General features: G+C 59.5%; 11 protein-coding genes. 6 read left to right on the top strand and 5 right to left on the bottom strand.

All coding sequences use genetic code 11. The features are described from left to right. Position 1 precedes the first annotated feature (1 nt). The 6 genes from ACOYXE_RS01155 (at position 2) to ACOYXE_RS01130 (ending at position 6,690) form a co-directional block, all read left to right on the top strand. Entirely contained in the window at positions 2-934 is a 933-nt protein-coding gene (locus ACOYXE_RS01155) for an ABC transporter substrate-binding protein (protein ID WP_460927390.1), read from the top strand. Continuing rightward, entirely contained in the window at positions 931-2,835 is a 1,905-nt protein-coding gene (locus ACOYXE_RS01150; RefSeq protein ID WP_160059054.1) for an ATP-binding protein, read from the top strand. The genes ACOYXE_RS01155 and ACOYXE_RS01150 overlap by 4 nt, the downstream gene beginning before the upstream one ends. Positions 2,836-3,082: 247 nt before the next feature. Continuing rightward, positions 3,083-3,598 carry a 3-hydroxyacyl-[acyl-carrier-protein] dehydratase FabA gene (fabA, locus tag ACOYXE_RS01145; RefSeq protein ID WP_003227150.1) on the top strand — a complete coding sequence of 172 codons (516 nt, stop codon included), beginning with the start codon at positions 3,083-3,085 and terminating at the stop codon, positions 3,596-3,598. A gap of 11 nt (positions 3,599-3,609) precedes the next feature. Beyond that, positions 3,610-4,830 carry a beta-ketoacyl-ACP synthase I gene (gene fabB, locus ACOYXE_RS01140; protein ID WP_008087472.1) on the top strand — a complete coding sequence of 407 codons (1,221 nt, stop codon included), beginning with the start codon at positions 3,610-3,612 and terminating at the stop codon, positions 4,828-4,830. A 446-nt stretch (positions 4,831-5,276) separates the two neighbouring features. Further along, positions 5,277-6,272 (top strand): IS110 family RNA-guided transposase, encoded by a 996-nt coding sequence (locus ACOYXE_RS01135; RefSeq protein WP_160055410.1) that lies wholly within the window; start codon positions 5,277-5,279, stop codon positions 6,270-6,272. A gap of 229 nt (positions 6,273-6,501) precedes the next feature. Next, positions 6,502-6,690 (top strand): hypothetical protein, encoded by a 189-nt coding sequence (locus ACOYXE_RS01130; RefSeq protein WP_034155814.1) that lies wholly within the window; start codon positions 6,502-6,504, stop codon positions 6,688-6,690. Positions 6,691-6,760: 70 nt separating this feature from the next. Here the strand turns inward: ACOYXE_RS01130 and ACOYXE_RS01125 are convergent, their stop codons facing one another. The 5 genes from ACOYXE_RS01125 to cysM all read right to left on the bottom strand — a co-directional run bounded on the left by ACOYXE_RS01125 (position 6,761) and on the right by cysM (position 12,912). Next, positions 6,761-7,303 (bottom strand): DUF2058 domain-containing protein, encoded by a 543-nt coding sequence (locus ACOYXE_RS01125; protein ID WP_016987455.1) that lies wholly within the window; start codon positions 7,301-7,303, stop codon positions 6,761-6,763. 25 nt (positions 7,304-7,328) lie between these two features. Beyond that, entirely contained in the window at positions 7,329-8,162 is an 834-nt protein-coding gene (gene mazG, locus ACOYXE_RS01120; RefSeq protein ID WP_460929762.1) for a nucleoside triphosphate pyrophosphohydrolase, read from the bottom strand. Positions 8,163-8,288: 126 nt separating this feature from the next. Next, positions 8,289-10,532, bottom strand: a complete 2,244-nt coding sequence (gene relA, locus ACOYXE_RS01115) for a GTP diphosphokinase (protein ID WP_007917476.1) — start codon at positions 10,530-10,532, stop codon at positions 8,289-8,291. A gap of 101 nt (positions 10,533-10,633) precedes the next feature. Next, positions 10,634-12,010 carry a 23S rRNA (uracil(1939)-C(5))-methyltransferase RlmD gene (gene rlmD, locus ACOYXE_RS01110; RefSeq protein ID WP_405123072.1) on the bottom strand — a complete coding sequence of 459 codons (1,377 nt, stop codon included), beginning with the start codon at positions 12,008-12,010 and terminating at the stop codon, positions 10,634-10,636. Beyond that, positions 12,010-12,912 carry a cysteine synthase CysM gene (gene cysM / locus ACOYXE_RS01105; RefSeq protein WP_026000780.1) on the bottom strand — a complete coding sequence of 301 codons (903 nt, stop codon included), beginning with the start codon at positions 12,910-12,912 and terminating at the stop codon, positions 12,010-12,012. The genes rlmD and cysM overlap by 1 nt, the downstream gene beginning before the upstream one ends. Positions 12,913-13,002 lie beyond the last annotated feature (90 nt).

Here is a 13,002-nt window from a genome sequence, read left to right as displayed (position 1 = left end):
TATGCGCTGCCGGCAGTCACGGAAGATGCCAACCCTGGGCCACTGGCTGGCCGGGGTCTGTCTGTTTGTGACCGCGTGGCTGCACGGGGTGGCGGTGCAGGCCGCCGATATTCTGTTGACCGGAGCCGAGGAAAGTCCTGGCGTGCAAGCGTTCGTGCAGGCACTCAGCGAATTGCGCCCGACCGACAACGTACGTTTCCAGCCACTGGCCAGTCTACCGGCACCGGGCAAACTGCCCGCCAGTCTGCGCCTGATTCTGCTCGACCTACCCAGCCTCGACTGGCGTCTGCAAGAACCCCAGGGCCCGGCAACGCTGGTGCTGCGCATCAGTCGTCTGCAGGCTCGCCAGCGTCTCGGCGATACGCAACCGGCGCACCTGAGTCTGCTCTGGAGTGACCCGCCGCTGAGCCGCCAGTTGCAGTTGATCCGGCGCATTCTGCCCCAAGCCCGAAGGATCGGCGTGCTGTTCGATGAGCACAGCGAATTCCTCCTCAAGGAGCTGAATCTCGCCGCCGCGCCGCTGAATCTGCAAATCGTCAGCGAGCGCTGGGACAACACCCACGACAGCCGCCCTTTGCAAACGGTGCTGAAAAACAGCGACGTACTGCTGGGGCTCGACGATCCCGATCTGTACAACCCGAAAACCGCGAAGAACCTGCTGCTCAGCAGCTACTCACGGCAAGTCGCACTGGTCGGCCCCAACGTTGCGTTTGTCCGCGCCGGTAGCCTGGCCAGCACGTACAGCGATCAGAACGACTGGCTGGCGATGCTTGATCAATTGCTCGACCACCCCTCGGCCAGTTGGCCGCGGACGCTCTACCCCGCACGTTTTAAAGTCTCAAGTAATGCGCAGGTCGCTCGTTCACTCGGTATCGAACCGCTGAATGACGCATCTGTTGCCAGCGCACTGGCTGAAGGAGAACACCGCCCATGAGTTTCCGTCGCCGTTGGGACATCAATACCCGCACCCAGCTGATCAGCCTGGGTCCGGCGCTGTTGCTGACCCTTCTGTTGATCAGCTTCTTCACCTTCGTGCGCATTCAGGATTTGCGCCAGGAGCTGAACCACACCGGCCAATTGATCGCCAACCAACTCGCGCCTGCCACCGAATACGGAGTGATTTCCGGCAACAACGAAGTGCTGGAAAGTCTGCTCAAAGCCACGCTGGCCACGCCCAATGTGCGTTTTCTTGAAGTGCAGGACAGCGCCAACCGGATTCTGGTGTACGTCGAGCAACCCGCCGCAGCGCACAGCCGACCGCATCAGGTCGAAGTGTTCCAGGCACCGGTGCGCTTGCAGCGCATCGCCCTGCACAACGATTTCTTCCAGGACGGCAAGGTCAACAATGGCGGGGCCAGCGAAGATTATCTGGGTCGGGTGATCGTCGGCCTGTCCAACGATGCCTTCAGCCAGCGCCAGCAGGAAATCCTGTTCAAGGCCGCAATCCTCGCATTGTTTGCACTGCTGTTTACCTTCGTCCTGGCGCGGCGTCTGGCCGGCAGTCTTTCTCAGCCGATCCGCGACATCGGCGATGCAGTCAAGGCGATTCAGGAAGGCGACTACAAAACGCCACTGCCCATTGTCGATGACACGGAACTGGGCGCCCTGTCACAACACATCAATAACCTCGCCGAGGCGCTGGAGCAGGCCAGCCGCGAGCAGCATCAAGCCATGGCGCAACTGATCCAGACCCGCGAAGAAGCGGAAAAGGCCAACAACGCCAAGTCCGACTTTCTGGCGATGATGAGCCATGAGCTGCGCACGCCCATGAACGGCGTGCTGGGCATGCTGCAATTGCTGGAAACCACCGAGATGACCGAGGAGCAGGTCGAGTACGCCGCCCTCGCCTCGGAGTCCACCGAACACCTGCTGAAAGTGATCAACGATATTCTCGACTTCTCGCGCATCGAACGTTCCGAGCTGGAACTGGAACACATCCCGTTCAACCTTGCCGAACTGATCGGCGCCTGCGCGCAGTCGTTCCAGCACAGCGCGGTGCAACGCGGCCTGGCTTTGAATTTGCGCATCCCGGACGACATGCGCGGTTTGCAGGTGCAGGGCGATCCGACGCGGATCCGGCAGATTCTGGTCAACCTCGTCGGCAACGCACTGAAATTCACCGAGCAAGGTCGCGTCAGCATCGAGGCGCAGTGGCAGTCGCTGGATCACGAACTGCTGTGGTTCACCTGCTCGGTGCGCGACAGCGGCATCGGTATTTCGTCCGAAAGCCTGGAGCTGATGTTCAACGCGTTCCAGCAGGCCGACAGTTCGATTTCTCGGCGCTACGGCGGCACCGGCCTCGGTCTGCCGATCGCCCGTACGCTGGCCGAACGCATGGGCGGCACCTTGCGCGCACAGAGCGAGGAAGGTCGCGGCTCGGTATTCACTCTGGAAATTCCGCTGGCACTCTATAAGCAGGCGCTGCCGCCACTGGCCGCGCCGCGTGCACTGAACGGCAAGGGCCAGGGCGAAGGGCGCAATGTCTTGCTGGTCGAAGACAATCCGGTGAACCAGACAGTTATTGAAGCGATGCTGCGCAGCTTGGGCTTTACTGTCAGTGTTGCCGCCGATGGAGCACAAGCGGTGCGCAGTGCCGAGGGCAGCGACTTTGAGGTGATTCTGATGGATTGCCGTTTGCCGATCATCGATGGCTACGAGGCTACCCGGCAGATCCGGCGGCTGCCCGGACGAAGTGAAGTGCCGATCATCGCGCTGACCGCCAACGCGTTGCAGGGCGACCGTGAAACCTGTCTGTCGGCGGGCATGAACGATTATCTGGCGAAGCCGTTCAAACGTAATGATCTGCAGCAGATTCTGCAGCGCTGGGTGTCGTAGTGTGGGCCTTTCGACCATCTGCGACTGGCGTGAAAAGCGAAAGTGCGGCAGTCTTAGGCACCCGAACGAGCCTCAAAAGGGGCTTGATTAAAAATTTCAGTGCACAAGTGTACATTCATGTCCTTGGTGCTGTGACTTTCACCACAACGCAATAGTCTATGAGTAGGCTGCCGGTTCGAGGCATGAACGCTTCGAACGGTCGGGAAGATTTGCCCCACCTGCCGCATGGGATTATTGAGGAGCTCGCATGACCAAACAAAACGCCTTTACTCGGGAAGATCTGCTGCGCTGCAGTCGCGGTGAGCTGTTCGGCCCAGGTAACGCGCAACTGCCCGCCCCGAACATGCTGATGGTTGATCGCATCACTTTGATCAGCGAAGAAGGCGGCAAGTACGGCAAAGGTGAATTGGTCGCCGAGCTGGATATCAACCCTGATCTGTGGTTCTTCGCGTGCCACTTCGAAGGCGATCCGGTAATGCCGGGCTGCCTCGGTCTGGACGCCATGTGGCAACTGGTCGGTTTCTTCCTGGGCTGGCAAGGCCTGCCGGGCCGTGGCCGTGCGCTGGGTTCGGGCGAAGTGAAGTTCTTCGGTCAGGTCCTGCCGACCGCCAAGAAAGTCACCTACAACATTCATATCAAACGCGTCCTCAAGGGCAAGCTGAACCTGGCCATTGCCGATGGTTCGGTGACTGTCGACGGTCGCGAAATCTACACCGCCGAAGGCCTTCGCGTCGGCGTGTTCACCTCCACTGACAACTTCTAAGGGTTATTCGCATGCGCCGCGTCGTTATCACTGGTCTGGGCATTGTTTCGTGCCTGGGCAATGACAAAGAGACCGTCTCCGCTAACCTGCGTGCAAGCCGCCCTGGCATCCGGTTCAACCCGGAATATGCCGAAATGGGTCTGCGTAGCCAGGTTTCCGGCTCCATCGACCTCAACCTTGAAGAGCTGATCGATCGCAAGATCTATCGCTTCGTCGGCCACGCAGCGGCTTACGCCTACCTGGCCATGAAAGACGCCATTGCTGACTCCGGCCTGACCGAAGAGCAAGTGTCCAATCCGCGTACCGGCCTGGTGGCTGGCTCGGGCGGTGCTTCCACGCTGAACCAGATGGAAGCGCTGGACATCCTGCGCGAGAAAGGCGTTAAACGCGTTGGCCCATACCGTGTAACGCGGACCATGAGCAGTACCGTTTCCGCTTGCCTGGCCACGCCATTCAAGATCAAGGGCCTGAACTACTCCATCGCTTCTGCCTGCGCCACCAGTGCTCACTGCATCGGTACCGCCATGGAACAGATCCAGATGGGCAAGCAGGACATCGTCTTCGCCGGTGGTGGTGAAGAAGAGCACTGGAGCCAGTCGTTCCTGTTCGACGCGATGGGCGCTCTGTCCAGCAAGCGTAACGACACCCCGGAACAGGCTTCCCGTGCCTACGACAAGGACCGTGACGGTTTCGTCATCGCTGGCGGTGGCGGCATGGTCGTGGTTGAAGAGCTGGAACACGCTCTGGCCCGTGGCGCGAAAATCTACGCCGAAATCGTTGGCTACGGCGCAACCTCCGACGGCTACGACATGGTTGCCCCAAGTGGCGAAGGCGCGATCCGCTGCATGCAGATGGCGATGTCCACCGTTGATACGCCAATCGACTACCTGAACACCCACGGTACTTCGACTCCGGTCGGCGACGTCGCGGAAATGAAAGGTGTGCGTGAAGTGTTCGGCGACAAGGCACCTGCAATCAGCTCGACCAAGAGCCTGTCCGGTCACTCCCTGGGCGCTGCCGGCGTTCACGAAGCGATCTACTGCATGCTGATGATGGAAGGCAACTTCATTGCCGGCTCCGCCAACATCGACGAGCTGGACCCGGAAGTGGCCGATCTGCCGGTGCTGACCAAGACCCGCGAAAACGCCACCATCAACACCGTGATGAGCAACAGCTTCGGCTTCGGCGGCACCAACGCCACGCTGGTACTGAAGCGCTGGGAAGGCAAGTAATTTCCCCCGCTTGAGCCCACACATAAAAACGCCCCGACTGGTTCGGGGCGTTTTTTTTCGCCTGCGCAAAACTCATGACCGACACGAACTCCCTGTGTAGGAGCTGCTGCAGGCTGCGATCTTTTGATCTTGTCTTTAAAAATCACAGTCAAAAGATCGCAGCCTTCGGCAGCTCCTTGTATGTTGCCCTCACACCAGTCAATTGAGATCTAAGCTCGCTGGTGCGGACATACGAAGATGTGTTTCTGGGGGAGACCGATCGCTCCTAAAGGCAGGACTTGCTCCTGACCTTGTCTGTAGAGAGGTCCCCCCGCCTCATTGCCCACCACGAAGAGTATCGAGAAGCCGACAAGTCGGACTTCGCATTACAAGGTTGCAGTGGCATGAAGTTCGAGGTCAGGGGAACCAGGATGCATTTCTAACCCAGTTCACTCGGAGTTGAAAGCATGAGCATGCATGTCGGTTTGGATGTGGGGTCTCGCACGACCGCCATGGGCTGGCGCAACGACGGCCGTTTTGCAGGGGCCTGCAACATCGACCAAACACCCGCCGGGCGCAAAGCAGCGGTCAACAGGTTGCTCGAGCTCAAGCCTTTATCCGTAGTGATGGAGGCCACCGGCATCTATTACCTGGATTTGGCCATGGAGCTCACCGCGGCGGGTTTGCCCGTTTCGGTTATCAACCCGAAGAGCTTTCATAACTTTGCCAAGCTGATGCTGAAAAACAGCAAAACCGATGCGATCGATGCCCAGTTGCTAGCCGAATACGGCGAACGCATGAGCCCAAAATTGTGGACGCCGCCCACGACCATACAGTTGGAACTGCGGGCTATCGGAAGGCATATCAATCGTTTGACGTGTCATCGCACCCGAGCCAAGAACGAGCTGCATGCGCTGAAAGCTACTCAAACAACCGTGAAAATGCTGATTGAAGACGAAGAAGAAGCCATTGAAGCTTTTGACAAGCGAATCGAGCGTTTCAGGCTCGCAGGTCGGGCGCTGATCGACAACTGCCCGACGCTAAGCGCCCAGTTTGGGCACATGATCGCAGCGCCGGGCATGGGCGAAATTTCAGTATTTGCGGCACTGGCTGAATTGACGACCTTGCCAGTGACACTTAAGTCCGCGCAGGTCAGCCGACATGCAGGACTCGATGTGCGGCTTACGCAATCAGGTACCAGCATCGATAAACCTGGGCGGATAAGTAAGGGCGGAAACGCCTACCTACGTTCAGCGATGTACATGCCAGCGCTGACTGCCATACGTTGCGACAGCAACGTGAAAGCCTTTTACGAAGCGTTGATCGGGCGAGGGAAGAGAAAGATGCAGGCTATCGTCGCCGTCATGCGCAAATACCTGACCGGCTTGTGGGCCTGCATGCGAGCCGGCGAAGATTTCAATACGGCCAAGCTTTTTAGCGCAAAAGATCTCGCAAAAGCTTGACCGTGAACAGAGTATCTACAGGGGGCTACGGTGTTCTGGAGATGAAACTTCTGTCATGAAACTTACCGCCCTGCGACCGAATGTCGCGGATTACGCGGGCTGCAGCACTGTTGCAAAAAACGCAACAACACCTTGCACAAATCAGCCGTTTACTTAGCAGGCTAACAAATTCTATAACAGAGTCCTGCACACGCCTTGCTGCAGATAACTTGAGATTTGGAGCTAGCAGATGACTGTAAAAGTAACTGAACGCGACGATTCACACATGTCCCACGAAGGCGTAGCCGCCGGTATCCGCATCTGGGATGTGCATCAACAAGACTTGCTGGTCGGCATGTTCCACAACGAGATCGATGCCCACAACTACAAGGCTGAACTCGAAGTGCAAGAGCAACAACGCGAAGCCCGTTCCTCCTGATTCAACCACAGCATTGAAAACGACAAACCCCGCCATGAGCGGGGTTTGTCGTTGTTACAGCTTTATCGATTTACCACATCAGATCATCAGGGATCTGATACGCCGCGTACGGATCGTCCTCAGTGCTGACCTCTTCGGTCTGCACGTTGAGCTGGACGATGCGCTGCGGGTCGCGCTCCTGGATCTTCAGGGCCGCTTCACGCGGAATCACTTCGTAGCCGCCGGCATGGTGGACGATCGCCAGCGAACCGCTGCTGAGCTTGTTGCGCATCAGCGTGTTGACCGAGATGCGCTTGACCTTCTTGTCGTCGACGAAGTTGTAGTAGTCCTCGGTGGTCAGCTTAGGCAGACGCGAGACTTCGATCAGTTGCTTGACCTGCGCCGCACGCGCCTTGGCTTCGGCTTTCTCTTTCTGCTGACGGTTCAGCTCCTGGTCGCGCTTGACCTTCTCGGCCATGGCTTCCTGGGCAGCACGCTGCTGCGAGTCATCCAGTTCGATCTGGCCTTTGTGCGCCAGACGTTGCTGCTTCTGCTTGTCCTTGCTGACCTGCTTGGCCTGCTTTTGGTTGACCAGGCCTGCTTTGAGCAACTGGTCGCGAAGGGAAATACTCATGGGACTTACTCACTTGGGCAGTTGCTCAGCCGCAGCCGGGCACATTCTTTTCCTGACGTTTGGCTTCACCCCACAGGGCGTCCAACTCTTCGAGGGTGCAATCTTCTATGGGACGGTGGGTGTCGCGCAATGCCTGTTCGATAAATCGGAAACGTCTTTCGAACTTGCCGTTGGCGCCACGCAGGGCGGTTTCCGGATCGACCTTCAGATGCCGGGCCAGATTGACCACGGAAAACAGCAGGTCACCGATCTCGTCCGCCACGGCATCGGGGTCATTTTCCGACATGGCTTCGAGCACTTCATCGAGCTCTTCGCGCACTTTGTCGAGCACTGGCAAGGCGTCCGGCCAGTCGAAACCGACCTGACCTGCGCGCTTCTGCAACTTGGCCGAACGCGACAAGGCCGGCAGCGTTGCCGGCACATCGTCGAGCAGTGACAGCTGCTCGGGCGCGGCGGATTTCTCGGCGCGCTCTTCGGCCTTGATCTCTTCCCAGCGCAGCTTGACCTGTTCTTCGCTCAAGCGCGGCACATCCAGCGGCGCGTACAGATCACCAGTCGGAAACACGTGGGGATGACGACGGATCAGCTTGCGGGTAATGCTGTCGATCACGCCGGCGAATTCGAAGCGCCCTTCTTCCTTGGCCAACTGGCTGTAATACACCACTTGGAACAGTAAATCGCCCAACTCGCCTTGCAAATGATCGAAGTCGCCACGTTCGATGGCGTCGGCCACTTCGTAGGCTTCTTCGAGGGTGTGCGGAACGATGGTTGCGTAGGTTTGCTTGATGTCCCACGGGCAACCGTATTGCGGATCGCGCAGACGGCTCATCAGATGGAGCAGGTCTTCAAGGCTGTACATCATATTTCTGTCTCACCACAAAACCCTGTAGGAGTGAGCCTGCTCGCGATCGCGGTGTATCAGTCACCATTGATGCTGACTGACACTCCCTCATCGCGAGCAGGCTCACTCCTACATTGGTCATCTTCACGGGGTGCGGTTACGCCGCGTTTCAATGATGTTCGGCAACTGCGAAATCCGCCCGAGCAACCGCCCCAGCGCATCCAGACCCGGGATCTCGATCGTCAGGGACATCAGCGCGGTGTTGTCTTCCTTGTTCGAGCGGGTGTTGACCGCCAGCACGTTGATCCGCTCGTTGAGCAGCACCTGCGACACGTCACGCAGCAGACCGGAACGGTCGTAGGCGCGGATGACGATGTCGACCGGATAGGTGAGCACCGGCACCGGGCCCCAGCTGACCTGAATGATCCGCTCCGGCTCGCGCCCGCCCAGCTGCAGCACCGAGGCGCAGTCCTGACGGTGAATACTCACGCCACGGCCCTGAGTGATGTAGCCGACAATCGCATCGCCCGGCAACGGCTGGCAGCAGCCGGCCATCTGCGTCATCAGGTTGCCGACGCCCTGGATCTGAATATCGCCGCGCTTGCCCGGTTTGTAGCCGGTGGCTTTGCGCGGAATCAGCTCCAGTTGCTCGTTGCCACGTTCCGGCTCGACCAGTTGCTGCGCGAGGTTGACCAGTTGCGCCAGACGCAGGTCGCCGGCACCGAGGGCGGCGAACATGTCTTCGGCGGTTTTCATGTTGGCCTTGTCGGCCAGCTTGTCGAAATCCACCGCGGGCAGGCCGAGGCGCGTCAGTTCGCGCTCGATCAGGGTTTTACCGGCGGCAACGTTCTGGTCGCGCGCCTGCAATTTGAACCAGTGGACGATCTTCGCCCGCGCTCGCGAGGTGGTGACGTAACCGAGGTTGGAGTTCAGCCAGTCGCGGCTCGGTGTACCGTGCTTGCTGGTAATGATCTCGACCTGCTCACCGGTCTGCAGGCTGTAGTTGAGCGGCACGATGCGCCCGTTGATCTTCGCGCCACGGCAGTTGTGACCGATTTCGGTGTGCACGCGGTAAGCGAAGTCCAGCGGCGTCGCGCCTTTCGGCAAGTCGATGGCGTGACCGTCGGGAGTGAAGATGTAGACCCGATCCGGCTCGATATCGACGCGCAGCTGTTCCGCCAGACCACCGATGTCGCCCAGTTCTTCATGCCACTCGAGGACCTGACGCAGCCAGGAAATTTTCTCTTCGTAGTGGTTCGAACCGGATTTGACGTCAGTGCCCTTGTAGCGCCAGTGCGCGCAGACGCCGAGTTCGGCTTCTTCGTGCATCGAGTGCGTACGGATCTGCACCTCAAGCACTTTACCCTCAGGGCCGATCACCGCCGTGTGCAGCGAGCGGTAGCCGTTCTCTTTCGGGTTGGCGATGTAGTCGTCGAATTCTTTCGGGATGTGCCGCCACAAGGTGTGCACGATGCCCAGCGCGGTGTAGCAGTCGCGCATTTCCGGCACCAGCACGCGTACGGCGCGCACGTCGTAGATCTGGCTGAATTCCAGACCCTTGCGCTGCATTTTGCGCCAGATCGAATAGATGTGTTTGGCCCGGCCGCTGATGTCGGCGTCGACGCCGGTGGCCTGCAATTCGTCCTTGAGCTGGGTCATCACGTCGGCGATGAAACGCTCGCGATCAAGCCGTCGCTCGTGGAGCAACTTGGCAATCTGCTTGTATTGATCTGGCTCGAGATAACGGAAGGACAAATCCTCCAGTTCCCATTTGATATGACCGATGCCGAGGCGGTGCGCGAGCGGCGCATAGATGTCGAAGACTTCCCGGGCGACTCGATTACGCTTCTCGTCGTCGGCGGTTTTCACCGCACGGATGGCGCAGGTACGTTCGGCGAGCTTGATCAGCGCGACGCGCACATCGTCGACCATCGCCACGAGCATCTTGCGCAGGTTCTCCACCTGCCCTTGCGTGCCCATGACCATCGACTGGCGCGGACTGAGGCTGGCACTGATGGCCGCCATGCGCTGCACGCCGTCGATCAGTTTGGCCACCACCGGGCCGAAGCGCTGACCGACGGCCGCGAGTTCGATCTGGCCCTCGCGTACGCCGCGATACAGGACCGCTGCGACCAGCGAATCCTGATCGAGCTTGAGGTCGGCGAGAATCTCGGCGATTTCCAAACCAGTACTGAAACTGCCAGAGCCTTCGGCCCACAGATTCTTCTTGGCATTGGACTGTTGTTCAGCCTCGCGAGCGAACTCGCAGGCTTCTTTCAAGGCTTCGCGATCCAGTGCCAGATCGACACTGACCGCGTGATCGAGCCAAGCCTCGAGATTGATACTGCCGTCAGTGTTGATCGGCTGGTGTGCTCTCACCTGTACCATGTTGCTTTACCTTCCCTACGACGCAGATTCAATGCGTCAAATCGCTGACCTACAGTGTCCATTCGCGCTCGCGGGGCTAAAGCGAGCGCTGCGCGGACAGGTCAGGCGGATTCAGACGAGCCATCCTGGCTCGCTTCAAATAACGCCATGGCCTCGACATGTGCCGTCTGAGGAAACATATCGAGAATCCCGGCACGTTTTAACCGGTAGCCCTGCTTGATCAATTCGACCGTGTCGCGCGCCAGAGTTGCAGGGTTGCACGACACATACACCAACCGTCTGGCACCCAGGGTCGCCAGCTTGCGAACCACCTCGAAAGCACCGTCACGCGGTGGGTCCAAGAGTACCGCAGAAAAGCCGTTTCCGATCCACTGGGCATCGGTCAAAGGCTGGGATAAATCGGCTTGAAAAAACTTTGTGTTATGCAAATTGTTACCAGCGGCGTTGGCTTCGGCACGATCGACCATGGTCTGCACGCCTTCGACTGCCACCACTTCGCGCACGGACTTGGCCAACGGCAAAGCGAAGTTGCCCAAGCCGCAGAACAGGTCCAGCACGCGCTCGTCACTGCCCGGTTTCAACCAGTCCAGCGCCTGCGCCACCATCGCTTCGTTGACGCCGGCGTTGACCTGGATAAAGTCGCCCGGCCGGTACGCCAGATCCAGATCCCACTGTTCCAGGCGATAGCCCAGCGACTGGCTGGCATCCACCGGTTGCGGCTCGCCTTCGCCATGCAGCCACAATTGCGCCTGATGGAACTGGCAGAAGTCCTTGAGGATGGTCAGATCCGCTTCGGACAACGGCGCCATATGCCGCAGCAATACCGCCAGTGACGAGCCGCTGAACAACTCGACATGCCCCAACGCCTGCGGCTTGCTCAGCCGACGGAGCATCTCCGGCAAACGGGTCATGATCGGTTGCAAGGGCTGTACCAGCACCGGGCATTCGTTGATGGCGACGATGTCCTGACTGCCGGCGGCACGGAAACCCACTTCGAGTTTCTTCGCCTTCATGTCCCAGCGCACTGCAATCCGGGCGCGACGGCGATAGCCGAATTCCGGGCCGGTCAGCGGTGCTGCCCACTCTTCAGGTTCGACACCGGCCACACGCGACAATTGCTCGGCGAGCATGCGCTGTTTCAGGGCAAGCTGTTCGTCGTGGGGCAAATGCTGGACGCTGCAACCGCCGCAACGGCCGGCGTGCTGACACGGTGCCGGGCGGCGCAGTTCGCTGGCCTTGAACACGCGCTCGGTACGCGCCTCGACCACTTTGCCGTGGGCGCCGAGCACCCGCGCTTCGACCTCTTCACCGGCAAGGGCGCCGAGGACGAACCAGGTTTTGCCTTCGAAAAACGCGATACCGCGCCCGTCATTGGCCAGGCGCTCGATGCTCAAGCGCTGCTTTTTGCCGGTCGGGATTTGCACGGCCTTGCTGCCGCCAGTGGGCTGGAAGCGCAGGCCTCTCTCGTGCTTGGCCATCAGTTGGGCGCGTCGAAAATGCCGGTCGACAGGTAACGGTCGCCACGGTCGCAGATGATCGCAACGATCACCGCGTTTTCAACTTCTTTGGACAGGCGCAGCATCGCTGCCACCGCACCACCCGAGGACACGCCGCAGAAAATGCCTTCTTCACGGGCCAGACGCCGGGTGACGTCTTCGGCCTCGCTTTGCGCCATGTCGACGATGCGATCAACACGATCAGCCTGATAAATCTTCGGCAGGTATTCCTGCGGCCAGCGGCGGATACCCGGAATGGCCGAGCCTTCCATCGGTTGCAGACCAACGATCTGCACGCTGTCGCTCTGCTCTTTCAAGTAGCGCGACACGCCCATGATGGTGCCGGTGGTGCCCATCGAACTGACGAAATGGGTGATGGTGCCCTGGGTCTGACGCCAGATTTCCGGACCGGTGGTGGTGTAGTGCGCCTCAGGATTGTCGCCATTGGCGAACTGATCGAGCACCTTGCCACGGCCTTCGGCTTCCATCCGCTGGGCGAGGTCGCGCGCGCCTTCCATGCCTTCTTCCTGGCTGACCAGAATCAGCTCGGCACCGTACGCGGTCATTGCCGCTTTGCGCTCGGCGCTGGAGTTGTCCGGCATGATCAGGATCATTTTATAACCCTTGATCGCGGCGGCCATGGCCAGCGCGATCCCGGTGTTGCCCGAGGTCGCTTCGATCAGCGTATCGCCGGCGTGGATCTGCCCGCGCAACTCGGCGCGAGTGATCATCGACAACGCCGGACGGTCCTTGACCGAACCCGCCGGGTTGTTCCCTTCGAGCTTGAGCAATAGGGTGTTGCTGGTAGCACCGGGCAGGCGCTGCAAACGCACCAGCGGAGTGTTGCCGACGCAATCGGCGATGGTTGGGTACTGCAGGGTCATGGCGTATTCGCAATCCAGACGTGCGGGGGCGCCTATCATACCGGCAAACCCGCGCAGGCCATATCACGCAAAGTGCGGTGCTTATGGTTT

The organism is Pseudomonas sp. MC6 (genome assembly GCF_054790575.1).
This window is presented reverse-complemented; position numbering and strand designations above follow the sequence as displayed.

Coding starts and splice junctions, on each gene's coding strand:
- ACOYXE_RS01130 (WP_034155814.1), top strand. CDS start 6,502: ATGACTGTAAAAGTAACTGAACGCGACGATTCACACATGTCCCACGAA.
- ACOYXE_RS01155 (WP_460927390.1), top strand. CDS start 2: ATGCGCTGCCGGCAGTCACGGAAGATGCCAACCCTGGGCCACTGGCTG.
- mazG (WP_460929762.1), bottom strand. CDS start 8,162: ATGTACAGCCTTGAAGACCTGCTCCATCTGATGAGCCGTCTGCGCGAT.
- fabB (WP_008087472.1), top strand. CDS start 3,610: ATGCGCCGCGTCGTTATCACTGGTCTGGGCATTGTTTCGTGCCTGGGC.
- ACOYXE_RS01135 (WP_160055410.1), top strand. CDS start 5,277: ATGAGCATGCATGTCGGTTTGGATGTGGGGTCTCGCACGACCGCCATG.
- relA (WP_007917476.1), bottom strand. CDS start 10,532: ATGGTACAGGTGAGAGCACACCAGCCGATCAACACTGACGGCAGTATC.
- ACOYXE_RS01150 (WP_160059054.1), top strand. CDS start 931: ATGAGTTTCCGTCGCCGTTGGGACATCAATACCCGCACCCAGCTGATC.
- rlmD (WP_405123072.1), bottom strand. CDS start 12,010: ATGGCCAAGCACGAGAGAGGCCTGCGCTTCCAGCCCACTGGCGGCAGC.
- ACOYXE_RS01125 (WP_016987455.1), bottom strand. CDS start 7,303: ATGAGTATTTCCCTTCGCGACCAGTTGCTCAAAGCAGGCCTGGTCAAC.
- cysM (WP_026000780.1), bottom strand. CDS start 12,912: ATGACCCTGCAGTACCCAACCATCGCCGATTGCGTCGGCAACACTCCG.
- fabA (WP_003227150.1), top strand. CDS start 3,083: ATGACCAAACAAAACGCCTTTACTCGGGAAGATCTGCTGCGCTGCAGT.